Below are 22,031 nucleotides of genomic sequence, written 5' to 3' on the forward strand. Positions count from 1 at the left end.
GAGAGATTGTATGCAAACTGCTAAGGTTGCCGCGCAGCGAGAGGCCGTAGTTCAACATCATGCGCTTCGTCAGCGGCTGACATTGGGGAAAATCCTCATTTATCTATTTCTGATCGCCCTCGCTGTATTGTGTGTGATTCCGTTTTATCTGATGCTGATCTATTCCACCCATAACAACGCATCGATTGCTTCGAGTTTTACGTTCCTTCCGGGTACATTTCTGGTGGACAATTATGTGAACATGGCTTCCAAAATCAACATCTGGCGCGGCTTCGCCAACAGCTTTTTTATCGCTGGCAGTTCCACGGTGTTGTCGTTGTATATCGGTGCGTTAACGGCCTATGGCTTTGCCAAGTTTAATTTTAAAGGGCGCACCGGACTGTTCCTGTTTCTGCTCGCAACAATGATGGTTCCAGGCCAATTGGCGCTGATTGGGGTCTACCGTTTGTTCAGTACACTTGGCCTGCTGGACAGTTATGCGGCCATTATTTTACCTGCGGCGGCGAACGCCTTTAACGTATTTTTTATTAAACAGTTTATGGAGAGCAGTATTCCGGATGAGATCATTGAGTCGTCTCGAGTAGACGGCGCGAATGAATTCAGGACGTTCAATCAGATCGTACTGCCCATTCTTGGGCCAGCCATCTCGGCACTAGGTATCTTCACATTCATTGGATCATGGAATAACTTTTTGACACCGCTCGTGTTGTTCTTCTCCCTGGATAAATATCCACTCCCCGTGCTGGTTGCCCTGGTTCAAGGCTATTATGGCATGGACTACGGATTATTGTATCTGGGCGTAGCGATCTCCATCCTCCCGATCATTGTAGTGTTTGCCGTATTCTCCAAACAAATTATCGGAAGTGTTGCTCTAGGTGCTGTAAAAGGATAGTCGACTATATTCATAGATATCGAAAATGAAAACATAAAAAAACACGTTCCTTAGCATAAAGGAACGTGTTTTTTGCGGTAATTCTCCGCTTTCACACAATATAACTTATGAGTCAGGCTGGGCGCTATTCCTTGATCACTGATGCTTCCACAGCAGATTCCATCTCCGTGTTGTACGTACGGAACAGACCCAGACGCCAGAAGGCTGCGCCTTTAAGGTCATATCGTTTAGCAAGCCCTAGCTTGTCCCCGACGGATGCAGGTGTTTCACTATTGATGCTTATGCCAAGCAACAACTTCTCCTTAGGTACACCTGCCTGAAGTGCAAGCTCGATCGCCTCATTGACCAGACTGTTCGGTTCTGGGACCTGGGCTTCGGTTCCTACCGGGTTATACTGGTAAGCCATAATGATCAGGTCATCCGCTAACGTAGCGAGCGTTTTGTAATCATATCCTTTATACGCACTATTCAGCGGCGGAAGTGCCAGAGAGATCGCTATGTTTTGAGGCAGGGATTGCTTGAGTTCCTTCACGTACTCATTCAGTAATTGTTGCTGTTGTTTCGCGTCCAGCTTGAAGCCAAGTCCCTCAAAATCTAGGACTACACCGCCAAAGCCGTAATCCTGTACGGCTGCTTTAATGCCTTCAATGGACTTTTGGCGTAAGCTGCTGTCACTCAGTACTTTGGTTAATTCGCCATTTCCATCCAATGCATAAACCATCAGACTCGGCAGGATTTGTTGACTAGCCGCGTCAGCCACGATCGATTGAGCGGTTACTTCACCAGCAGGAGCTGGAATCTGGTACTCTTTTCCTTCGAGTGTAAACTGACCATCACGTTCAATCCGGCTCCAGCCAAAAGCAACCGAATTCATCGAAGGCAACAGATCGATCTCGTGGTAGGCCCTTATAGCATAGAACCCTCGGAGATGCATCTCACGTTGAGGTGAAATCATAGAAACGGTTCGTGTCTTTTGATCCCAGCTAGTCTTTACGCCGAATTGGCTACTGAAGGAACTAAGAGGAATGAGTACACGTCCTTCGCGCTGTACGGGTGCTGCGGCAAGTTTCACTTTGGCACCATTCACAGTGGCTGTCTTGCTACCTACCTGAAGGACGACTTTGGTCGTTTTTCCTTTGGAGGTATTCTCTGCGGTTACAGTCTGTGTCTTGCTGTTCCACTTAATATCAATGCCGAGTGCTTCTCCGACCGTTCGGAATGGAACATAGGTCACCCCCTGATCGATCCGAGGCGATGCATCAAACTTCAAAAGCACATGATCCAGTTGAACGGAGATCGCAGGAGCGGCATGAAGGCTGTGGCTTAAATTAGCAGGGATACTGCTCATAATTGATAGGGCCATAACGGCTGCGACAGCTATTTTTCCAGTACGTTGCATGAGCATGGTCAGGTTACCTCCAGGTGTTAGTTTTACTTTTGAGGTAAAGTCTACTGGATTAGAATCTATTATTTTCTAATCCATCCAACAAAAGATTTGGTAAGACTCGAACATATCATAACTCTATGAGAAAGGACTCGTAGATTATGATATGAATGGGCCAATCTATCATAACAAAATCTTCATATTGTTCCAATATGAAGATTTAAAAGGGTCATAACCCAAGCTTTATTAGCAATATAGTGGGTTAGAGGTAATGGAAGGGGGGATATCATGCCAAACTCTACAGGCCTTGTTTATAATCCGACAGCAGGAGCGACGCAGTCCACTCAATTAATTGTAACGTGTATTAATGATTCGTTGAATGCTCCAGTCAATGTTGAATTGGAGGTTTTCAGATGGGATACGACCCAATTGACTCGGACTCCCCTAGCTCATGATTTAGTTGAGATTTTGCCGCAAGCAACCAGAACCTTTATATATCCGCTGATCAACGCAGCGTTTTTTGAAGTGCAAAGTGATTTCTTCAGTGCGACTAGCACCATTATTCATGTGTATGGCGTGGATTCCACTGGCCAGATTATTCAGCGTGTCCTTCAATCAGAAATGACTTTAATTGACCGTTTCACCAATATTCCTTAATAGAAAAGAGATGATGAAAGTGGTTGTTGTAAATATTACGGGTGCTCTGGCAGGCAATCAGTTTGAGCCTTCCATTGCGGTCAACACACTAAATCCCGATATTTTGTGTGTTGTTGCTGTAGATACCAGTACCGGGCCAACACTTACCGGATTTTATCGCTCCATCGATGGAGGGAATACCTGGTCTACTACCGTTCTTCCTCAACCCGCAGGTTATGCAGGGGCAGAAGCACCGACGATTGACTATACATTTCCAAGTACCTTTATCGTCACAGTGCACTTATTTAACGGAATTAACGACGGAACAATTGTAAGCTATACCTCTTTCGATGATGGTGCCACATGGCAGCCGCCTGTCATTGTACAGTTAGGGTTTGGAACAATCGTCCATAACGATGAGCCTTTCATTGCTGTAGATCGTTCACCTGGCAGCCCATATCGAGGTCATGCATATGTAGGGTATACTCCTCTGGCTACAACTTCTTCTGCTATTTTTACTCAGAGATCTATAACACAAGGAGTGTCTTGGGAACCACCTGATCGGCAATCGAGTCCTCGTGGTATTCATGACCGCGCAGCGTTGGCGGTTGGTTTCTCCGGAGAAGTCTATGCAGGTTATATCATTACAGGACCAGCCAGCCCTTCCGCATTACTGCGTATATCATACGATGGGGGAATCAATTATCAACCACCTATTGAACGACAATCCACATTTATATCTTCGGTAGTGCCGTCTCCATCTCCACTACCCGTACCGAACTATTCGTTCCGAGTGCAGACCAATCTGAGTTTAGCTGCAGACATATCCAATGGTCCGAACAGTGGAACCCTGTATGCCGTTTGGAATGATGCCCGCGCCGGGTACACGGACGTTCTACTTTGCTCTTCTCCCGATGGGCTCCTTTGGTCTGACCCAATAAGCATTACCGCAGCACCCCCAGGTACGCAGAACTTTTTTCCTTCCATCACGGTTTCTCCATTTGCGGGAACGATACGGGTAATTTATTATACGAACCGAATCGACGGATTTTTGCTGGATGTATTTGTTGCCGAATCTTTCGATGGTGGATTGACCTTCAGCAATCGCCGTCTAACGACAACGTCCTTTAATCCCAATGGCATTTCTCCTACGCCGACCGTTCTAATCGGAGACTATATTACAGCGGCTACATATGCCCCGGATAATCTGGCTGCTGTGTGGATGGCCACCACGCCACCAACAGGTAAACTCGATGTTTATTTCGGGAATTAGTTGTACAATCCATATCATAATTTTACCCATACCTGTTTTCCAGAGCTCAGGTTGCAGGTATGGGTTTTTCTTGCTATACACCGTGTTTAATCGGAAACGATAAATCCGTCCAGACTTTCGGGTCCTACCCGTATGGTATTTAACAGATTGGTACTGATAAATGCAGTATACGTTATCTGGGGAGTTACAGGCGGATTATAGTCATTCGCAGAAAAAGTGATAACTTCCGGTACAAGTAGTCCGCCTAAGCCGTACGTGTGATTGGCGGAATATACGAGTGGATCAGTAGGAGCCGTGCCTCGTACAATAGTAATCCGTACTTGAAATAGGGCGAGTGGAAGCTGAACTGTAATCGTACCTTTCAGAAATACTCTCGGATTAGGACCTGCGCCGGCAGTTATTAATCCGATTTGTGCAAATAATTGAGGTGTATTAATAATTGGAATAGGAATGGCGATGGAATTGAAAAGTGTTGCATTCACTGATACTCTTGCATCAAGAAGTTTGGTCAATATAAATCCCTCCTAATTTATCGGATAGGATACTATATTCAATATTGTCACGTTCGCATGGACGAGCGCTCAGAATGAGCTAAATTAGGAGGGTGAGCTTACATCGAATAGGAATGAAGGGAGCGATGACCTTGTTCTTTGACACAGATAGAACAACATGAGAAAATACGTAGTTATGTGTATGAAATTGATTTATGGTTTGAAACGATGAATAAGATGAACTTGGAGGCATTCGAAGATGAATCAACGCTTTAAAATAACCAGATCGATGCAGCAGAATAACGCGGAACAACCTATTTTATTGGAGGAGTGCAAAGCCTATTTTTCTTCCAAACCGGATTTCACCTATTCCACGGTGCTTGATATCATTGGGGCTGAGAGTACGATGACCATTGAAGGAGACTTCTTTATGTGGCGCCATGAAGAGCGGCAATATCCATTTCGCTTGTACATGGGGGAGCTTTACGTAGCTATCTCGAATGAGGCTATTGTTCCAGTCATGATGGAGGCAGCATCCCATCTGCAGGCCGATATCGTTGAAGGGTAACCAGTGGGGGAGAACTGATCAGCGAAAGCTGTCATAATAACAAAAGGACAAGACAGAGTAGTAACTGTTTTGTCCTTTTTGGGTTGAATTGAGATATCATCTTAATGAGTTCTACGGATCTTCATTTGCATTTCAGGGTGGTGTGAATGCATTTCAACCCATTTCAATGCTCCAATACATGATAAAGTAGTATATAGAGAATAAAGGAGCATAGCTTGCTTAAACGGAAGGCGGGAGCGTGAATGTATCATATAGCTATATGTGACGACGACGGACAACAGAGAGAGCTTGTAAGACATCTGCTGGCTGCGTTTTCGCTCAAAACGAATATGGAATTCCATATCACCATGTTCAGCTCGGGTGAAGAATTGTTGGAACATTATGTGAATCAGAAAGATTCATTTCATCTGCTTATTTTGGATGTAGAAATGGGAGGAATGAATGGCATTCAGACTGCCAACGAGATTAGAAGAATGAAGAACATGGATGTGCAGATCATGTTTCTGACGAGCTATCCAGAGTATATGGTTCAAAGTTTCGATGTCATGACTTTTCAATATTTGATTAAGCCGATCCAAGCTCATGTACTGGAAGAGAAAATGATCAAACTTCACCATTATTTTCAGGCGATGGATAAAAAGTACGTGGTTATAAAATCGGATTACGATGATTTGATGTTGAAATATGAAGATATCCTGTGGATTGAGGTCGTTAAGAGCCTAACAATCAAAAACAAGCTAAAAATAATGACACGTGACCATACGTATGAAACGAAAGGCATTCTGTCAGCATATGCGTCTACAATGAAAGATCACGGTTTTATGCAGATTCATCGTTCGGTTCTCATCAATTTGATGTATGTACATAAGTTTACAGGCGCACAGGTCACCATGCTGGACGGAACATCATTGCCCATAGGTCGCACCAAAATCAAAGAAGTCAAAGATACGTATACTAAATATATGATTATGACGGTTCAATAAGATGATTATCTTTCAGTTGATGTCCGTCGTTTTTATGACTCTGCTAATGACCTTTCAGACTAATTTTTATTTCAATTCTGTGCTCGGCAAGTCCAGACGCAAACCTCGCAGAGCTATATATTTTATCGTGTTTATCCTGTTGAACTTTTTGTATTTGGCAATCCGGTTACCTGGAGCTCTTTCTACGATCATCGCATTGGTCTTTATCTTTAGTTTGGCGCAATCTTATCAGGTTGAGTTAAAAATAAAGATTATGTATACCGTCATGTACGCAGCGTTGCTGACAACAGTCAATTTAATTTCAATTTATATTGTTAGTGCAATTGAAGGAACCGACTACTTTGTAGAAGCTATTTATGGTCCCGAGTATTTTTGGTTATTTACTAAAATTCTCTTATTAGGGTGCAGTATTATGTTTGCTGTGATCCCCATTGTGAACCTTATTGTTAAGCGCAAAAGTGTTAAGATCCACTATCGATCTTATTTTTTATTTTTGATCGTGACGGTTATTACGGTCTATCAGATTAATGTTATTTCGATATACAGTGAGAAAAATATCTATTATATTTTTTCAGTCATCGGTTCTCTTTTTCTCAATGTATTTATCGTGTACGTATTTGATAATGTGGTAGAGAAGACGCAGCTTGCTCATGAAAACGCACAGCTACAGCAACAGATGGATTACCAGGATGCGAACTATGAAAAGACGGTGCACAGCTTCAAAAATATAAAAAGCATTATTCATGATATTAATCAGCAGTTTCTATATATCGAAGAGTGTATGAAACGGAATGAATTAAGTGCAGCACGGGATCATATCCGATTCACCATGAACACGATAGAGCATGAGTATCAGCGCGTGAATACAGGGAACCTCGTCATTGATGCGCTAGTTACAAATACACTGGCCGTCGGACAAGCAAATGGAATTCGGGTGGATACACGCATACAGTTGCATTCCCAAGATGTACACATTGAGCGTTATGACTTATGTGTCGTGCTCGGGAACATGCTGGATAATGCTGTTGAAGCCTCTAAGAAAGTACGAGTTGCTGAAGACCGTTATATGTTAATCGCTATTCATTCTACAGCTTCAACGCTAGTAGTCCAGATTATGAACCACACCACCCAGCAAGCGGCAGACTTGAAAACGAATAAATCGGATTTGGAATTCCATGGTTTCGGTCTGACGAACATATCTAGAATATGTACGAAATACGGAGGACATATGACGATTGAACAGAAGCAAGGGTCATTTAATAATATGGTTGTTCTTCCTTACAACTCCTGAACTGTCGTTCAGGGGTTCTTTTTTTCCATTCAGGGTTCTTTTTCGTTCAGCTCTCTTGTGGCGAATATGATGAATTTATGCATATATATCCAACGAAGGAGGAAGTTCGAATGAAAAGGATAATTACGATTTTGTGTATGATCATGCTTGTCATTATGCCCGTATCGGGAGTCCACGCTAAGGCAGATCAGGAGCAGACGATCGAAGGGAAAGCAAAGAAGATTGCGGAGTTCATGATTCAAAATTATGGTGTTACGAGTTTGCAATATACGATTATGGATAAAGGTGAAATTATTTTATCGGATGCGGCGGGATTCCATGATAAAGCGAGTCAGAAAATGGTCGGTCAGGACACCATGTACGGCATAGGCTCAGTGAGCAAAATGTACGTCACATCTGCAGTCATGATGCTGGTGGATTCCGGGAAGGTAGACCTGGATAAGCCCCTAACTACTTACATTACCGATTTTAAGATGGCTGATCCCCGTTACACAGAGATCACACCGCGTATGTTAATGAATCACTCATCCGGCTTATACGGTACTCACTATGGTAACAGTATGCTTTTTGATGATAATGATACACGTAATAAAGATGAGCTGTTGCTTAAGCTTCAAACAGAACGGCTCAAGTCGAAGCCGGGGGAATACTCAGTCTACGCGAATGATGGATTTCAATTGCTGGAGATTCTGGTGGAACGGATGAGTGGACAGAGTTACAGTCAATATGTAGATCAGTTCATCAGCAAGCCGTTGCAGCTACATTCAACCAAAACGCCATTGGACACATTCAATAGAGACAACTTAGCTGGAGCGTATTGGCCCACACTTCAGCACAAAATGCCTATAGAAAATGCGAATATTCTTGGTACGGGTGGTTTGTATTCAACTTCGGAGGAACTAACTCAATTTGCCGAAGTGCTGATGGGGAATCGCTCAGATATTCTGTCTGAAGCTTCAGCCAAGTCGATGCAAAGTTCGGAGTATCGAAAAGGGATTTGGGTGTCGGATGAAGTGAATTCGTTCAACTATGGTCTCGGCTGGGATGCGGTTGAACTTGCCCCCTTCAGTGAGTATGGAATCAAGGCACTTGCCAAGGGCGGAGACACAATGATGTATCATGGTATATTAATCACGATCCCCGAGCATGACATATCTATGGCTGTCTTGTCTTCAGGTGGTTCTTCCATATTCAATCAGATGTTCGCCAGTAAAGTGTTGCTGGAGTTGTTGAATGAACAAGGTGTTATAGATCACATCAAACCGGATAAAACGTTCTCCACTCCTGTTAAGAAAGCTATGCCTGCTGAGCTTGAGAACTACTCGGGATTGTATGGAATGGTAGGTACAACACTGGAGATTAATATTCAGGACGGAGCATTTACATTACCCGGATTACTGGGCGGAATTATCCCCGAACAACAGTATGTGTTCACAGGTGATGATTATTTTACCAGTGAAGATGGAAGTGTTAAAGTCAGTTTTGTGAAGGAGAGTAACGCAAAGATATATGTGAAGGTTCAAGGCTATCTAAGCTTGCCGGGGCTGGGACAGGTGGCTATGAGCTCGTACGATTATCAAAAGCTGGAACATAATAAGCTGGATAAGGGCACAATGGAGAATTGGGCTGCCCGAAATGGTTCGAAATATTTTGCACTGGACGAAAAAATCACATCCATTTTTTATCTCGTTCCATCGATTCTCATTAAAAATCTCCAAGTCGATCTGGAGCATGGCTATGTGAACGGGACACGGATTACAGATGAAAATAATACAGAGAATGTGGCAGAAATCCCTGTTATGAACGGTCGGGATGCATTTGATCTAAATATGATGAACAAACAGGGTGCGGAAATTCTTATACAGAATGGACAGGAATACATTTCCGAACAAGCTATTCAGCCGATCTTTGGTGGGAGCTCAGGAATGACAACCATTCCGGCTAATGGTCAAGCGCGGTGGTATGCCATTAGTGGCAAAACTGCAGAAAAAACGATAACAGTGGAATCGCCAGATCAAGGCGGTTATGCCGTCTATAATGAGCAAGGAGAAGTGCTGCATTTCTCCATAGCGACTGGGGAGAAAACAACTAAACTGCCTCAAAAAGGATTTATCGTTTTTGGTGGTAACGCCGGTGATATTTTCCGTATCCATGTGAAATGAATGTGATGGTAAACGTGTGAATTCATGTGCTATTGATTCAGAGATGTCTGAACAAAAGGAAAATTCAATTATCATTCTTAAAACGCTGCGAGCATAGACTCCAGCGTTTTTCATTTTTTGTCATGTTTTAATCATCGATTAAAGAGCACTCATTTAGATTATTCAATCCACTGACGATAATAAAACATCTTGTTCTTTTTTAGTTTTTATCTCGTATCGCACGAATTTTCGTCAAACAACTGTAATTACTGTACAAGTCCAGCGAATACTATCTAGATATAGAGGTGAATGTACTCGGTTTATGCAGGGAATTATGAGGATAGATTGTCATCGGAGTGTGTTTCGATTTACAATGTAGGAATCATGTTCTTTTTGAAGAACGCAGGGAGAGAAAATCATGAATATTTTTGAGAACCACATACCTGAAGAAAAAGTGAAATTTAATGAACCCCTAAAAAATCATACGTTTATTCAAATTGGAGGAAAAGCTGATATTCTCGTTCATCCGACGACGGTGGAAGAGATCACCAAAGTAGTGGAAATCGCGAACAGCCATCAGCTGCCATTGACCGTCATCGGCAAAGGCTCTAACGTCATTATTAAGGATGGAGGCATCCGCGGCGTCACGATTTCACTTAGCCGCTTCGATCAGATTGAAGTGAATGGCACACGGATCAAGGCGCAAAGCGGTTCTGATATTATTGATGTGTCCAGAACCGCACTTCAACATACGCTAACTGGACTGGAATTCGCCTGCGGCATTCCTGGTAGTACAGGAGGCGCTCTATATATGAACGCTGGTGCCTATGGAGGACAAATTGCCGATGTGATTGAAAAGGCGACGGTCATCACTCGTGAAGGCAAAGTTGTCGTTATCCCACGTGAAGAGATGAAGCTGAGCTACCGCAACAGTCTCTTTAAGATGGATCATTATATTATTCTAGATGCCGAATTTCAGCTTAACGAAGGTGACCCGGAGGAGATTTCCAGCAAGATGAAGGAGTTAACGTTCCTGAGGGAATCGAAGCAACCTTTAGAATACCCTTCCTGCGGAAGTGTGTTCAAACGTCCAGAAGGATATTTTGCTGGCAAACTGATTCAGGATTGTCAACTGCAGGGTATGCGCATCGGGGGTGCTGAAATCTCCACCAAGCATGCAGGATTTATCGTCAATGTGGATCATGCTACGGCCAAGGATTACGAAGATCTGATTCAATTTATTCAGAAAAAGGTGTGGGATACGTTCCAGGTTGAATTGGAAACGGAAGTAATTTTCTTGGGAGAGTACTAGATAGAATTTTGAAAGACGGAGTAGGGGTACATGTGTATTGCCTGCCCCGAGGCTAAACGTGATCAATAGGATGAGAAGCCGCCAATTGGCGGCTTCTTTATGGTCTATCTGTGCAACGAGGAGAACAATACGTGAATTGTGCTCATGTTTGAAGTGTGGGTGAGTTAGAAAAGGATATTGTCGTTATGCGCGCATGTAAGATGTAAGTTGTAAGTTTGGGTTCTGCTGTTATTTGGCTGTACGATTGGCTTTGACATATTTGAGCTGAGCCACAATGATCACACTGATAATAACTAATAGAAACCAGGAGCTGATCTTGCTAAAGCTCACCAATTGCCAGCTCTCATGCTGATCAGGGTATTTCCAGGCGTTAAAGAAGGTAGCTATATTTTCAGCCAGCCAGATGAAAAATCCTACAATAATAAAGGCAAGAGACAGGGGCATACGGTATGTTGTGAGTCGGACTCGGTAGATGATCCACGTTTTCCAGAACACCACAAATACGAGTGCTGTCAACCACCAGCGAAAGTCAGGAATGAAGTGATGGGTGAAAAAATTAAGATAGATTGCTCCGCCTAGCATCATCGAAGGAATCATACCAGGCCAGCTGGTCATATCCATACGTAGTCTTCGCCAGATCTGACACATGAAGCTGGCTACACTGGCGTACATAAACCCGCTGTAGAGGGGGACGCCAAATACCTTCGTATATGCCGGTTCAGGATAAGACCATGATCCCATATGGACTTTGTAGATCTCGAGCATCAGCCCGATCAAGTGAAACACACAAATTACCTTGATTTCATCCAGCGTTTCGAGCCCGCTGCGCACCATGAGATACTGGACGGCAAGCAAGATAAGCAGGATGGCATCATAGCGGTAGATATAAGGAAAAGGGATAATACTTGAAAGTGCCAGCGTACCAAAAATGGCTACGGGAAAGATACAGCTCATGGCTTGATGATAGCCAAAATGTAATAGCTGAATGATCGATTTCATCGGGAGTAACTCCTTTTAAATTTCTGATCTGGATTCAAAATTGCCATGGTTCTATATAATAATCTAATCGATCTTGTAGCATTTGAAAAATAAAACAAGAAAAGCCTTCATTTTATGCATCAGATTATGCATTAGAGCAGTTTAAATGTATATTCTTTGTTGCATATGGTAAAATGGAGTTCATACTTTACATGAAACAGGGAGGCCGTCATGCAACTGATACAACCACAAGATATCCAGCTTCGGCTCGATCGCCTTGTTAATCAGGATGTATACATGCATCTTGAAATGACAACAGGCGCTTACGCTCAACATTATGATAGTTCACGGCATCCAGCCTCGGCCTTTATTTCTAACGCAGCCATTCGATATACTCAGGGCTCCATTTCAGGTGAGGGACCTTACCGTGTAGGTCTGAAAACAACAGAAGGCTGGGTTTACGCTGAAGGGCTTACTCACATAGATGAGCAGGAACAAGATAGACTGATTATGGCCGGCCATGACAGCCAAGGCAAACTGGTTGTCGCTCTGCAGCTGAGCCTTGAGAAGTTCTAAATGGAAGTGGAGGAACAACATTATGACAAAGAATGCACATGATGAGCATCAACGCATCCTGGTGGTTTATCCCCATCCAGACGACGAAGCATTCTCCGTATCGGGTACGTTAGCTAAATACATTGATCGTGGAGCACACGTTACATATGCTTGTTTAACTTTGGGTGAGATGGGACGTAACATGGGTATTCCGCCGTTCGCGAATCGCTTGACTCTGCCATCCATTCGCAAAGAGGAGCTTATTGAAGCAGCTAGTGCGATTGGAATTCAAGATTTAAGGATGCTTGGCTTTCACGATAAAATGGTAGAGTTTGAAGATCCTCAATTGCTGGATGGCAGTATTATGGCTCTCCTTGAGGAAATCAAACCTTCCCTGGTATTTACATTTTATCCCGGATACAGTGTTCACCCGGATCATGATGCGACAGGAGCCGCAGTCATTAGAGCCATCGGCCGTCTGCCACAGGAGCAGCGCCCAGTCGTTCACTGTGTTGCTTTCTCTAATAATCATGAGCAGCATATTGGTAAGCCTGATGTAACCGTAGATGTCTCTGAATTTTTGGCGCAAAAGCTGGCCTCGATTCGTGCTCACCGTTCACAATTTCAGGCTGCGGAGTTGCTTGGTAACCGCAAGCTGAACGATGAAGAACTTCAAGCCCGCTTTGGGCGTGAACGTTTTTGGACCTATCCATTCGCATAAGCTGAATGAAAGAAAGTCGCCAATACGGCGGCTTTCTTTCATTCAATCACAAATTGGACACAAAAGAGCACAACGTATAGCCTGATGGGGCTATATGTGGAATTTATCATTTTCGATAAACTGTATTGTGGGAAGGACGGGCTTAAGTCTTAGCTGTAACACCTTGGAAAAGGAATGGAGGGAAGTGGTAATGCAATGGATGAACAATGCAGTAGAATCGGAGGCTTACCTATCCTGAAAGTGAGGGGCCAACGGAATTTCAAGAACCGTAAAGTTAAACGATTACGCTCGGGCAGGATGGTTCTTATGGGTATCATCGTAGTCCTTAGTATGTTTGCCTCATTTACAGTTGTGGCTGCAACGGGATTAACTGGAGACACGGAATCGATTCCGCTTCAGTCGATTATAGATCAAGCGGAGGCCGGAGACGTAATCGAGCTTGAACCGGGTCTATACACGGGTCCCGTTGTGATCTCGAAACCCCTCACACTGATTGGGGATGCAGGGGTCACGATGAACAATGAACAGGATCAAGCTGCAATATCGATCCAAGCCAAAGATGTGAAATTGAAAGGGTTCACGATCGAGCATCATGGTCGTCAGCCTGCCGCAGCCGTAGAGATTACAGGCAGCAATCATGAGATTACGGAGCTTATGATTCGCACCAAAGGGGCTGGCTTGCTTCTGCGTGATGCAGCTTCTGCCGTGGTCCGAAATAATACGATTGAATGGGCCGGGCCAAGCACGGCTTCGAGCAGTCAAAAAGGCAATGGAATCGATCTCTACAATTCTGATCACAGCCGAATTGAAGGTAACAAGATTCAAGGAGTGCTTGACGGAATTTATCTGGAGAATAGTCGGAACGCAGCCGTACATGACAACCGTTTTATCCAAACGAGGTACGGCATTCATTGCATGTATATTAATGGATCATCGGTTACGAATAATATAGGAGAAGGAAATATGACAGGTGCCATGATCATGGGTGTGAAAAATACGGTGGTATCGGGCAATGCTTTTCGCAAGCAAAGCACGAATGTTCATTCCCAAGGTATTTTACTCTATGACGTGCATCAGTCTAAGATCCACAGCAATACCGTAGAGGGCAATCGAGTGGGTATGAATATCGCTGAGTCCTCCAACAATGAGATCTATGATAACGGTTTGATCCGTAATTTTGTAGGCATTCAGATGGTGTTGGCGGAAGACAATGCATTTACGCAAAACCGATTTATTTCGAACGTCATTGATGCATCTGCCATGGACAGTCAAAATAACGTTATGAAGCAAAACTATTGGGATTCCTTTCAGGGACTGGATCTGAATCAAGACGGCATCAGCGAGCTATCGTATGCAATCAATCCGTTCTATGAACAATTAATAAGTCGGAATGCTGCGTATCAGCTCTTTTTTCAATCACCAGGAATGGTTTTTCTGAGTGAGCTTCATTCGGAAGGAAAGAGCCAATGGACAACGGACGAATCACCGCAGATGAGTATCCAGAAAACGAGTGTAGTAGGTTCTGGAACACCCGGCAATGAAGGAGAAACCTCTTCAAGATGGGTTTGGATAATCGGGTTACTGTTGCTCGGTTTGTCTACAAGTACGATGATCTATATGGGGGTATGGAGAAAATGAACAAACGATGGATTTTGGCGATGGTGCTGCTTCTAGGTACCGTGATATTAACGGCATGCGGACAGAAATATGCAGCCGTGCCGATCAATGAGGACGTAGATATCTGTGCGATCTGTAATATGCAAGTGAAGGATGATGCATTTGCGACGCAGCTTACAACAAAAGATGGGAAGAATCTGAAGTTCGATGACCTTGGTTGTATGAATGAGTGGAAAAAGGAAAACGGCACAGATAACATCGGGATGGATTATGTGCGGGATTATAACGACAAAGAATGGATCGAATTTAACAAAGCGACCTATGTATACGATCCTTCGCTCAGAACACCCATGGCCTATGGCATTATTAACTTCAAGGATAAAGCTTCTGCCGAGGCATTTGTAGCAGAGCAGGGCGTAGGCAAGATTATGAGTGCGGATGAACTCGCTTCTCATGATTGGACTCAAAACACGGATAACATGAATATGGACGGACATGGACATAGTCACGACGAGGACGGAACGGATCAGGAGCACGAGCATCATTCGGATGAAGATAAGAGTACAAATGTACACCAAGAGACAGAATCGAACGAAGGGACAGGCAGTCACTGATGCTGATAAGCAAGGGTGAATCCGATGTCTGATATGATCCAGATCGCCAAGCGAGAGTTGAAAACGGGGTTTCGCAACCCCTGGTCATATTCGTTCTTGATCCTTTTTTGCACATTTAGCTTAAGTTTATTACTTCTTAATGCACAGAATCCGGTACAAGGATACTCCGGTGCAACAGGTTCCATGTTAAACCTTATTCTGTATCTTTTGCCACTGATGACGCTGTTTCTGGGCTCTTTTTCGTTGACGTCAGAGAAAGAGGACGGTAGTTGGCAGTTATTGTCCACCTATCCCATCGGCACCCTGTCTTTTATTACCGGAAAATATGTTGGGTTAGCCGCCGTATTATTAATCATTGTAAGTTTTGGGTACGGTTTGATGGGACTAGTCAGCGGTTTGCTTGGCAATCCGATCGATCTGTTGACGTATCTATTGTTTCTGGCATTTTCCTGTGGACTTATTTTGTTGTTTCTAAGCATTGCTCTATTGATCGGCTCATTGTCTCGCAATCGCTGGCAGGCTTTAACGATTTCCGTCTCGATCTGGTTCTTCGCCGTTATTGGCTGGCCAGCATTATTGCTTGCAGTGTTAGGGCTAATGCCGTACCTCTGGATTAAACCATTACTAGTGTTGCTCACTTTTCTGAATCCGGCTGAACTAGTCCGTTTATACATTGTAATTAAGCTCGGTGGCGGTTCTATACTGGGGCCCGAGTATTATCAATGGGTGACATGGGTGCAACAGCCAAGCGGGAGTCTAATCTTTATCGGAATATGTCTGTTATGGGTGAGCTGCTCCATCCTGGTTGTGTACACCATATGGGAAAGGGGGCGCTCTCGTGCTTGAAGCAGAAGTTATCGTAAAAGGACTTGTCAAACGCATCAAAACTCAAACCATCGTCGACGATGTCTCCTTTCATCTCGGTTCAGGTCAAGTGCTTGCCGTATGCGGCGGTAATGGAGCAGGCAAAAGTACCTTGCTGCGAATGCTTGCAGGGATACTGCGCCCAACATCAGGTGAGATTGCGGTGAATAACGTCCGCTGGGTACAGGATCGCAAACGGTATGCCCACCAGATCGGTTATATGCCAGATGACTATCAGTTCAGCCAAGGGCTAACCGCGGAGGAAGCTTTATTATTCTGGGCAAGTCTCCGTAAACTTCCCCGTACGAGAGTGGAAGAAGTGTTAGGGATGGTTGGGCTCAGGGACCAAAAAAACAAACGGGTTACCACCTTTTCCAAAGGGATGAGGCAGCGTGTATTGTTCGCTCAAGCGATGCTGGCGAAGCCTGCGCTGCTGATCATGGATGAGCCAACCAATGGACTTGACCCCTTCTGGATGCAAGAGTTCGTGCACTTGGTGCAAGAGATCAAACAGGAAGGGCATATGGTTGTATTCTCTACGCATCAGCTTGAAGTGGCGGATGACATTGCTGATCAGGTAATGTTTATGAATCAAGGTCGTGTTGTTGGAGAAGGCACAGCAGAAGATATTCGAGATCAGTATGGCTCGCTTCACGCCGCTTTTCATCAGAGTCTGGGATTAAAGTGAAGGTGATGTATGCAGAATCAATCACAGAGGGATAACATGAAGAGCAAGCAGGGAAAAGGTATAAATGCAAGGCGGATCATTACCATGTTGATTGTCTTTGCAGCGTTAGCCGCTGGAATATGGGCCGTTGTGTCGAATGGGCGGAATACCGAGATGAAACGTAATCACCCCATTCGGGTGGGAGCGGAGGCTCCTGATTTTACAGCAGTGAATTCCAAAGGGGAGCAAGTCCAGCTTTTGCAATACCGAGGTAAAGCTGTGATGATAAACTTCTGGGCATCTTGGTGCGAGCCTTGTGTGCGTGAAATGCCGTTCATTCAAGAGCTGGCACAGCAAAACAAGAACAACGTGGAGATGTTATTCGTTAATGTAGGGGAGAGCAAGGGAACCATTAACGAGTTTATGAAAAGTCATCAGTTTGATTTTCCGGTGATGGTTGATGTGACAGGAAAAATATCCAACTTGTATCGCATTTCAGGTCTACCTGCAACCATGATGATTGATCAATCGGGGAAGTTCAGTCATATTATACTCGGCGAACTGACGGAGGATATGCCTTTGCAGCAGTGGCTGGAGGAGAGTATGTAAACATTTGATCTTGAAATATAGAACTTAATGAATAAAGCCGAAGTCTTGGAACATGCAAGACTTCGGCTTTTTGGGTATTGTCGTTTATCGTATTTAGTTCAGGACGGAAGCGGAAGCATGTTTGGCTCGTGCAATACGAGTAGCATCCACCATGTTTTTCAAGGAAGCCACCGTTTCTTCCTGTCCGCGCGTTTTCAAACCACAGTCTGGATTGATCCAGAACAGCTTCGGATCGAGTACACGCAAAGCGCGATCAATCATGTTGCTCATTTCTTCGACACTTGGCACACGCGGGCTATGAATATCGTACACGCCAAGTCCAATCCCTAATTCGTACGTATTTTCTTCAAAACTGTGAATCAGCTCTCCATGGCTGCGTGATGTCTCGATCGAGATTACATCGGCATCCATCTCTTTAATGGAATCAATCATATCGTGGAATTCGCAATAGCACATATGGGTATGGATTTGAGTTGTTTCTTGTACAGTGCATGTTGTGATACGGAACGCCTTGACAGCCCAATCTAGATAGTCCGCCTGTTTATGTTCCTTGAGTGGTAAGCCTTCACGGACGGCAGGTTCGTCTACTTGGATCATACCAATGCCCGCCTTTTCGAGAGCCTCAACCTCTTGTCTTAACGCATATGCTAATTGATAAGCGATAGTTTCTCGTTCAATATCTTCACGCACAAAAGACCAGTTCATGATGGTAATAGGGCCTGTCAGCATGCCTTTCACAGGACGATCCGTCTTCGATTGCGCATACTTCGTTTCCTCCACAGTCATCTCACCTATGAATGCAACATCGCCATATATAACAGGTGGTTTTACGCAACGCGAACCGTAGGATTGTACCCACCCGTATTGTGTAAAAGCAAAGCCCGCAAGCTTCTCCCCAAAAAATTCAACCATGTCGGTGCGTTCGAACTCACCATGTACAAGTACGTCAATGCCGATCTCCTCTTGAATATGAATCCAGTTATCAATCTGATCTCGGATAAAGGAAGCATACTGATCGTTGCTCAGCTCATTTTTGCGCCATTGTTGACGGGCTTTTCGAACCTCCGAGGATTGCGGGAAACTACCGATCGTAGTCGTCGGGAACAATGGCAGCTGCCACTTCTTCTGCTGGGCAACATGCCGTTCAGCAAACGGATGTGAACGATTCGGTTCTTGTACTCGGATGGAAGCAACAGCTTCCTGTACCGCTGAGCGGTTACGATCACTAGAACGCTGCAAAGTTTGCAGTTTCAGCTCAGCGTCGTTAATTTTAGCAGTGATGTCTGCATCCGTATGCTGGAGTGCTTTGGTCAAAATCACGATCTCGTCCAGCTTTTCATCTGCAAATGCGAGTGCGTCCTTAAGTTCAGTAGCAAGTTTCGTTTCTCGCTCGGTTGTCACAGGCACATGCAGTAAGCTGCAGGACGTTTGCACGATTAGCCTTTCAGGTGTAACGAGTGAAGTAAGGGTATGGAGTAGTGTCAGCTTGTCCTGAAGGGAAGCTCTCCAGATGCCCCGACCATCTATAATACCGGCCCCGAGTACTTTGTCCGCTGGAAAACCGTTCGTTTGAACGGATTGTAGGTTGCCCTCCAGTCCATGTACGAAGTCAAGACCGATGCCTTGAACGGGCAATGAGATGATTTCGTTATAATTTTCAATGGATTCAAAGTACGTCTGAAGCAAAATATTTAGATTCGGAACTGCTGAGGTAAAAGCGGTATAAATGTTGTTCAAACGCTGCACATCCGCGTCATTCAATTTGGTCACGAGCACCGGTTCATCGATCTGTACCCACTGTACGCCAGCGTCTGCAAGTTCTTGCAGTACCTGAATATAGAGAGGCAGCAACCGATCTAACCAAGCGTCCGACTCAGATGCATCATAACCTTTGGATAACTTCAGGAAAGTCAGTGGACCCACGATGACTGGCTTGCCTTCGATGCCCAGTTTTTCTTTGGCTTCGAGGTATGCGATCAGTGGTTTATTCTCTGTTAATACCGGAGAAGCATCGTTCAGCTCAGGTACAATATAGTGATAGTTGGTATTGAACCATTTGGTCATTTCACTAGCTGCGGCATCTTTCGTACCCCGTGCGATGCCGTAATAGGTGGAGAGGGGCACAGCTCCTCCAGTATAAGCGAAGCGTTTTGGCACAATACCAAACATCACGGCTGTATCCAGAATATGATCATAATAGCTGAAGTCGTTCACTGGAATCAGATCAATGCCCTTCGCTTGTTGCTTGCGCAAATGTTCCAAACGAATCTCTTGTAATCTGGTGTGAAACTCATTTTCTTCTAATTTTCCGGACCAGAATGCCTCCAGTGCCTTTTTCCATTCCCGATCTACTCCGATCCGCGGATATCCTAATACGCTACTTTGTGTCATTCGTCATTACCCCTCTGCAATGTGTTAACAACAAGGTATCATACCAGCACGGTTATTAAGTAATTCCATTAACTTATATCTAGCTATAGCTTGTGGCTATAACTATAGGCTGAGTTAAACAGGAGAGAACCGATCAGAGAGAATCACGTCGAAGATAGACATGGCGACCCGATCAATGGTTTACTATGTTTAAGTATGGATGAAGGGAAGGCGGCATCTGTGAAGCTGTTCTATATTCAATCAACTGTTGATGGGGTTAGTAAAGTTAAGAGCTTTCTAGAGGATAATTATGTGGGGATTCCTTGGTCAGCACTCGGTGATCTGGAGCAGGTGTCACTTGAGGAAGTTGCTGAACTATTGAAGCATCGCTACGGACTTGTAGATGATAAATTAAGCGAAATTTTGGAGGCGGCTTCGTTATTTGCAGACGGAATAAATGATGGAGATTATGTGGTCATAAAGGATGAAGACTGGATGTATGTGGGCGACATCGGAGATTATTATTATGATGATTCCGTTGGCACAAGTGACGACTTGATCTGCCACCGTAGAGGTGTAACGTGGCTCGGGCAAGTACCGCTTGAGGAGATCAATGAGCATATGCAGAGTTTGCTGAATGCACCTAAAGTTGTTGCTCCATTCCAGTTACCAGTAACGAAGGCTCGGCTGGATCAGGTTCTTCGCTGGAAAAACGATGTAGCTGGCCCAGGACAAGCCGAACCGTCAGAACATGCAGCACTCACAGCACTATTCGATATTCAATCAGGGCAAGTCGATCAGGCAACAATAGAGGAAGCACTGGCAGTACTTAAAGAAGCATTGCGGAGTAAAGATGAACAGGTGAGAGTAACGGCAGCAACATCCATTTTGCAATATGCGAAATTATAAAGCAGTATAGTCTGATAAGTGCGGTTAAGACGAATGCATGAATAAAGGGACAACCCTGTGTGGTTGTCCCTTTTTGTAGATAGAGAGTATGCTATAAAAAGATGAGTAATAAAGTTCCTACAACGAAGCAATAATATGAAAAGTACTTCAGATTGCCTCGGGCCATAATGCCCATAAACCATCTCATAGAGAAATAGGTAACGACCAGCGTGGTGATAAACGCGATCAGGTAAGGGATGGCCAACTGAGCACGGTTTGGATCATGTGCAATATCCGAAGCTCCCAGGATTAATCCACCGACACTGATCGGAATATAGAGCATAAAAGAGAACTTTAACGCGGTTTCTTGTTTCATGCCGACCGCAATGGACGCAATGACGGTAGCACCAGAACGGCTGATGCCTGGAATCAGAGCAACTGCCTGAGCGAGTCCGACCAGCACAGCATCCTTCGTCTTCAGATCCCCATCCTGTTTGCGACCGCGCAGGTTCCGGATTAGCCAGAGCGCTACACCCGTAACTAACAATGCAACAGCAACAGTGTACACGGATGAGAAGATCTCTTCAATCGGATCTTTAAACAGTACAGCAGCTAGAGCAGCTGGAATCGTACCAATCACAATATATAAGCAAAACATAAAGTCAGCGCGATATTCCGGTTTGCGGGTTCGAAGGTAACCCCAACCACCGGTAATCAGCTTCATGATGTCTTCCCGAAAAATAAAAACAATTGCGATTAACGAGGCGGTATTTGTCAGAATTTCAAACGAAAGTCCGTTTTGTTTTAATCCCATTAGTCGCTGGGCAATGATCAAATGGCCGCTAGAGGATACCGGAATTGGCTCCGTTGCGCCTTGAACAATGCCTAACAAAAAGTACTTCAACCACAGTATAATCTGATCCATCTTGTCCTCCTCAAACCATTTCTTTGCGTTTTCTACGTACATTATCTGATTGGAAATGTAGTTAGCATTCTCTCTACACTCTAATGATGATAGTCTTTTAACCTCCTAGCTGGCAAGTCTGGAATGAAAATGTCAGGAAAAATGTAGTCTACAGCGCTATTAATGGAAGTAAAGAGGACGTGAAGAACTAATATATTAAACTTGTATTGTCAAAAGGCGAGAGTCATGGTATCGTTGATAACGATTATCAAT

21 protein-coding genes are annotated in these 22,031 nt (G+C 44.3%); 16 read left to right on the top strand and 5 right to left on the bottom strand.

Annotated features, from left to right (window positions below):
* Nucleotides 1-10 precede the first annotated feature (10 nt).
* Nucleotides 11-892: a carbohydrate ABC transporter permease gene (locus PQG66_RS05485; RefSeq protein WP_272035934.1), complete on the top strand. Its 882-nt coding sequence runs from the start codon at nucleotides 11-13 to the stop codon at nucleotides 890-892.
* A 124-nt stretch (nucleotides 893-1,016) separates the two neighbouring features.
* Here the strand turns inward: PQG66_RS05485 and PQG66_RS05490 are convergent, their stop codons facing one another.
* Nucleotides 1,017-2,297, bottom strand: a complete 1,281-nt coding sequence (locus PQG66_RS05490; protein WP_272035936.1) for a stalk domain-containing protein — start codon at nucleotides 2,295-2,297, stop codon at nucleotides 1,017-1,019.
* Between the two features lie 267 nt (nucleotides 2,298-2,564).
* On the opposite strand from PQG66_RS05490, the gene PQG66_RS05495 reads away from it, so the two are divergent.
* On the top strand, nucleotides 2,565-2,933 hold the full coding sequence (locus PQG66_RS05495; protein WP_272035939.1) for a hypothetical protein: 369 nt from the start codon (nucleotides 2,565-2,567) through the stop codon (nucleotides 2,931-2,933).
* Nucleotides 2,934-2,952: 19 nt separating this feature from the next.
* A complete protein-coding gene (locus PQG66_RS05500; protein WP_272035941.1) occupies nucleotides 2,953-4,185 on the top strand; it encodes an exo-alpha-sialidase in 1,233 nt (410 codons plus the stop codon).
* Between the two features lie 86 nt (nucleotides 4,186-4,271).
* Here the strand turns inward: PQG66_RS05500 and PQG66_RS05505 are convergent, their stop codons facing one another.
* Nucleotides 4,272-4,697, bottom strand: a complete 426-nt coding sequence (locus PQG66_RS05505; RefSeq protein ID WP_272035943.1) for a hypothetical protein — start codon at nucleotides 4,695-4,697, stop codon at nucleotides 4,272-4,274.
* Between the two features lie 238 nt (nucleotides 4,698-4,935).
* On the opposite strand from PQG66_RS05505, the gene PQG66_RS05510 reads away from it, so the two are divergent.
* The 5 genes from PQG66_RS05510 (at nucleotide 4,936) to murB (ending at nucleotide 10,971) form a co-directional block, all read left to right on the top strand.
* Entirely contained in the window at nucleotides 4,936-5,244 is a 309-nt protein-coding gene (locus PQG66_RS05510) for a hypothetical protein (protein ID WP_272035944.1), read from the top strand.
* A gap of 242 nt (nucleotides 5,245-5,486) precedes the next feature.
* Nucleotides 5,487-6,227: a LytR/AlgR family response regulator transcription factor gene (locus tag PQG66_RS05515; protein WP_272035946.1), complete on the top strand. Its 741-nt coding sequence runs from the start codon at nucleotides 5,487-5,489 to the stop codon at nucleotides 6,225-6,227.
* A gap of 34 nt (nucleotides 6,228-6,261) precedes the next feature.
* Nucleotides 6,262-7,518: an ATP-binding protein gene (locus PQG66_RS05520; protein ID WP_272035948.1), complete on the top strand. Its 1,257-nt coding sequence runs from the start codon at nucleotides 6,262-6,264 to the stop codon at nucleotides 7,516-7,518.
* Between the two features lie 110 nt (nucleotides 7,519-7,628).
* Nucleotides 7,629-9,680 carry a serine hydrolase domain-containing protein gene (locus PQG66_RS05525; RefSeq protein WP_272035950.1) on the top strand — a complete coding sequence of 684 codons (2,052 nt, stop codon included), beginning with the start codon at nucleotides 7,629-7,631 and terminating at the stop codon, nucleotides 9,678-9,680.
* A 397-nt stretch (nucleotides 9,681-10,077) separates the two neighbouring features.
* The gene (gene murB / locus PQG66_RS05530; protein ID WP_272035952.1) at nucleotides 10,078-10,971 is read left to right on the top strand and encodes a UDP-N-acetylmuramate dehydrogenase; all 894 of its coding nucleotides are present in this window, start codon (nucleotides 10,078-10,080) and stop codon (nucleotides 10,969-10,971) included.
* Nucleotides 10,972-11,199: 228 nt separating this feature from the next.
* Here the strand turns inward: murB and PQG66_RS05535 are convergent, their stop codons facing one another.
* Entirely contained in the window at nucleotides 11,200-11,970 is a 771-nt protein-coding gene (locus PQG66_RS05535; RefSeq protein WP_272035954.1) for a DUF817 domain-containing protein, read from the bottom strand.
* Nucleotides 11,971-12,180: 210 nt separating this feature from the next.
* On the opposite strand from PQG66_RS05535, the gene PQG66_RS05540 reads away from it, so the two are divergent.
* The 7 genes from PQG66_RS05540 (at nucleotide 12,181) to PQG66_RS05570 (ending at nucleotide 17,596) form a co-directional block, all read left to right on the top strand.
* The gene (locus PQG66_RS05540) at nucleotides 12,181-12,525 is read left to right on the top strand and encodes a YojF family protein (protein WP_272035956.1); all 345 of its coding nucleotides are present in this window, start codon (nucleotides 12,181-12,183) and stop codon (nucleotides 12,523-12,525) included.
* 22 nt (nucleotides 12,526-12,547) lie between these two features.
* Nucleotides 12,548-13,225, top strand: a complete 678-nt coding sequence (gene bshB2, locus PQG66_RS05545) for a bacillithiol biosynthesis deacetylase BshB2 (RefSeq protein ID WP_272035957.1) — start codon at nucleotides 12,548-12,550, stop codon at nucleotides 13,223-13,225.
* Nucleotides 13,226-13,531: 306 nt separating this feature from the next.
* Nucleotides 13,532-14,863 carry a right-handed parallel beta-helix repeat-containing protein gene (locus PQG66_RS05550; protein WP_272035959.1) on the top strand — a complete coding sequence of 444 codons (1,332 nt, stop codon included), beginning with the start codon at nucleotides 13,532-13,534 and terminating at the stop codon, nucleotides 14,861-14,863.
* Nucleotides 14,860-15,456: a nitrous oxide reductase accessory protein NosL gene (locus tag PQG66_RS05555; RefSeq protein ID WP_272035960.1), complete on the top strand. Its 597-nt coding sequence runs from the start codon at nucleotides 14,860-14,862 to the stop codon at nucleotides 15,454-15,456. Before PQG66_RS05550 ends, PQG66_RS05555 begins: the two co-directional genes overlap by 4 nt.
* 24 nt (nucleotides 15,457-15,480) lie before the next feature.
* Nucleotides 15,481-16,302 carry an ABC transporter permease gene (locus PQG66_RS05560; RefSeq protein WP_272035961.1) on the top strand — a complete coding sequence of 274 codons (822 nt, stop codon included), beginning with the start codon at nucleotides 15,481-15,483 and terminating at the stop codon, nucleotides 16,300-16,302.
* On the top strand, nucleotides 16,295-17,008 hold the full coding sequence (gene ccmA / locus PQG66_RS05565) for a heme ABC exporter ATP-binding protein CcmA (protein WP_272035962.1): 714 nt from the start codon (nucleotides 16,295-16,297) through the stop codon (nucleotides 17,006-17,008). Before PQG66_RS05560 ends, ccmA begins: the two co-directional genes overlap by 8 nt.
* A 36-nt stretch (nucleotides 17,009-17,044) precedes the next feature.
* The gene (locus PQG66_RS05570; RefSeq protein ID WP_272035963.1) at nucleotides 17,045-17,596 is read left to right on the top strand and encodes a redoxin domain-containing protein; all 552 of its coding nucleotides are present in this window, start codon (nucleotides 17,045-17,047) and stop codon (nucleotides 17,594-17,596) included.
* A 93-nt stretch (nucleotides 17,597-17,689) separates the two neighbouring features.
* Here the strand turns inward: PQG66_RS05570 and metE are convergent, their stop codons facing one another.
* Nucleotides 17,690-19,987, bottom strand: a complete 2,298-nt coding sequence (gene metE / locus PQG66_RS05575; protein ID WP_272035965.1) for a 5-methyltetrahydropteroyltriglutamate--homocysteine S-methyltransferase — start codon at nucleotides 19,985-19,987, stop codon at nucleotides 17,690-17,692.
* Nucleotides 19,988-20,206: 219 nt separating this feature from the next.
* Here metE and PQG66_RS05580 point away from each other — a divergent pair, with 219 nt between their 5' ends.
* The gene (locus PQG66_RS05580; RefSeq protein WP_272035967.1) at nucleotides 20,207-20,875 is read left to right on the top strand and encodes a hypothetical protein; all 669 of its coding nucleotides are present in this window, start codon (nucleotides 20,207-20,209) and stop codon (nucleotides 20,873-20,875) included.
* A 91-nt stretch (nucleotides 20,876-20,966) separates the two neighbouring features.
* On the opposite strand, the gene PQG66_RS05585 is transcribed toward PQG66_RS05580, so the two are convergent.
* On the bottom strand, nucleotides 20,967-21,779 hold the full coding sequence (locus PQG66_RS05585; RefSeq protein ID WP_272035969.1) for an undecaprenyl-diphosphate phosphatase: 813 nt from the start codon (nucleotides 21,777-21,779) through the stop codon (nucleotides 20,967-20,969).
* Nucleotides 21,780-22,031 lie beyond the last annotated feature (252 nt).

Source organism: Paenibacillus sp. JJ-100, assembly GCF_948329825.1.
In the GTDB taxonomy this organism is placed as follows: domain Bacteria; phylum Bacillota; class Bacilli; order Paenibacillales; family Paenibacillaceae; genus Paenibacillus.

Coding starts and splice junctions, on each gene's coding strand:
- PQG66_RS05485 (WP_272035934.1), top strand. CDS start 11: ATGCAAACTGCTAAGGTTGCCGCGCAGCGAGAGGCCGTAGTTCAACAT.
- PQG66_RS05490 (WP_272035936.1), bottom strand. CDS start 2,297: ATGCTCATGCAACGTACTGGAAAAATAGCTGTCGCAGCCGTTATGGCC.
- PQG66_RS05495 (WP_272035939.1), top strand. CDS start 2,565: ATGCCAAACTCTACAGGCCTTGTTTATAATCCGACAGCAGGAGCGACG.
- PQG66_RS05510 (WP_272035944.1), top strand. CDS start 4,936: ATGAATCAACGCTTTAAAATAACCAGATCGATGCAGCAGAATAACGCG.
- PQG66_RS05515 (WP_272035946.1), top strand. CDS start 5,487: ATGTATCATATAGCTATATGTGACGACGACGGACAACAGAGAGAGCTT.
- PQG66_RS05520 (WP_272035948.1), top strand. CDS start 6,262: ATGACTCTGCTAATGACCTTTCAGACTAATTTTTATTTCAATTCTGTG.
- PQG66_RS05525 (WP_272035950.1), top strand. CDS start 7,629: ATGAAAAGGATAATTACGATTTTGTGTATGATCATGCTTGTCATTATG.
- murB (WP_272035952.1), top strand. CDS start 10,078: ATGAATATTTTTGAGAACCACATACCTGAAGAAAAAGTGAAATTTAAT.
- PQG66_RS05535 (WP_272035954.1), bottom strand. CDS start 11,970: ATGAAATCGATCATTCAGCTATTACATTTTGGCTATCATCAAGCCATG.
- PQG66_RS05540 (WP_272035956.1), top strand. CDS start 12,181: ATGCAACTGATACAACCACAAGATATCCAGCTTCGGCTCGATCGCCTT.
- bshB2 (WP_272035957.1), top strand. CDS start 12,548: ATGACAAAGAATGCACATGATGAGCATCAACGCATCCTGGTGGTTTAT.
- PQG66_RS05550 (WP_272035959.1), top strand. CDS start 13,532: ATGGGTATCATCGTAGTCCTTAGTATGTTTGCCTCATTTACAGTTGTG.
- PQG66_RS05555 (WP_272035960.1), top strand. CDS start 14,860: ATGAACAAACGATGGATTTTGGCGATGGTGCTGCTTCTAGGTACCGTG.
- PQG66_RS05560 (WP_272035961.1), top strand. CDS start 15,481: ATGTCTGATATGATCCAGATCGCCAAGCGAGAGTTGAAAACGGGGTTT.
- PQG66_RS05570 (WP_272035963.1), top strand. CDS start 17,045: ATGAAGAGCAAGCAGGGAAAAGGTATAAATGCAAGGCGGATCATTACC.
- metE (WP_272035965.1), bottom strand. CDS start 19,987: ATGACACAAAGTAGCGTATTAGGATATCCGCGGATCGGAGTAGATCGG.
- PQG66_RS05585 (WP_272035969.1), bottom strand. CDS start 21,779: ATGGATCAGATTATACTGTGGTTGAAGTACTTTTTGTTAGGCATTGTT.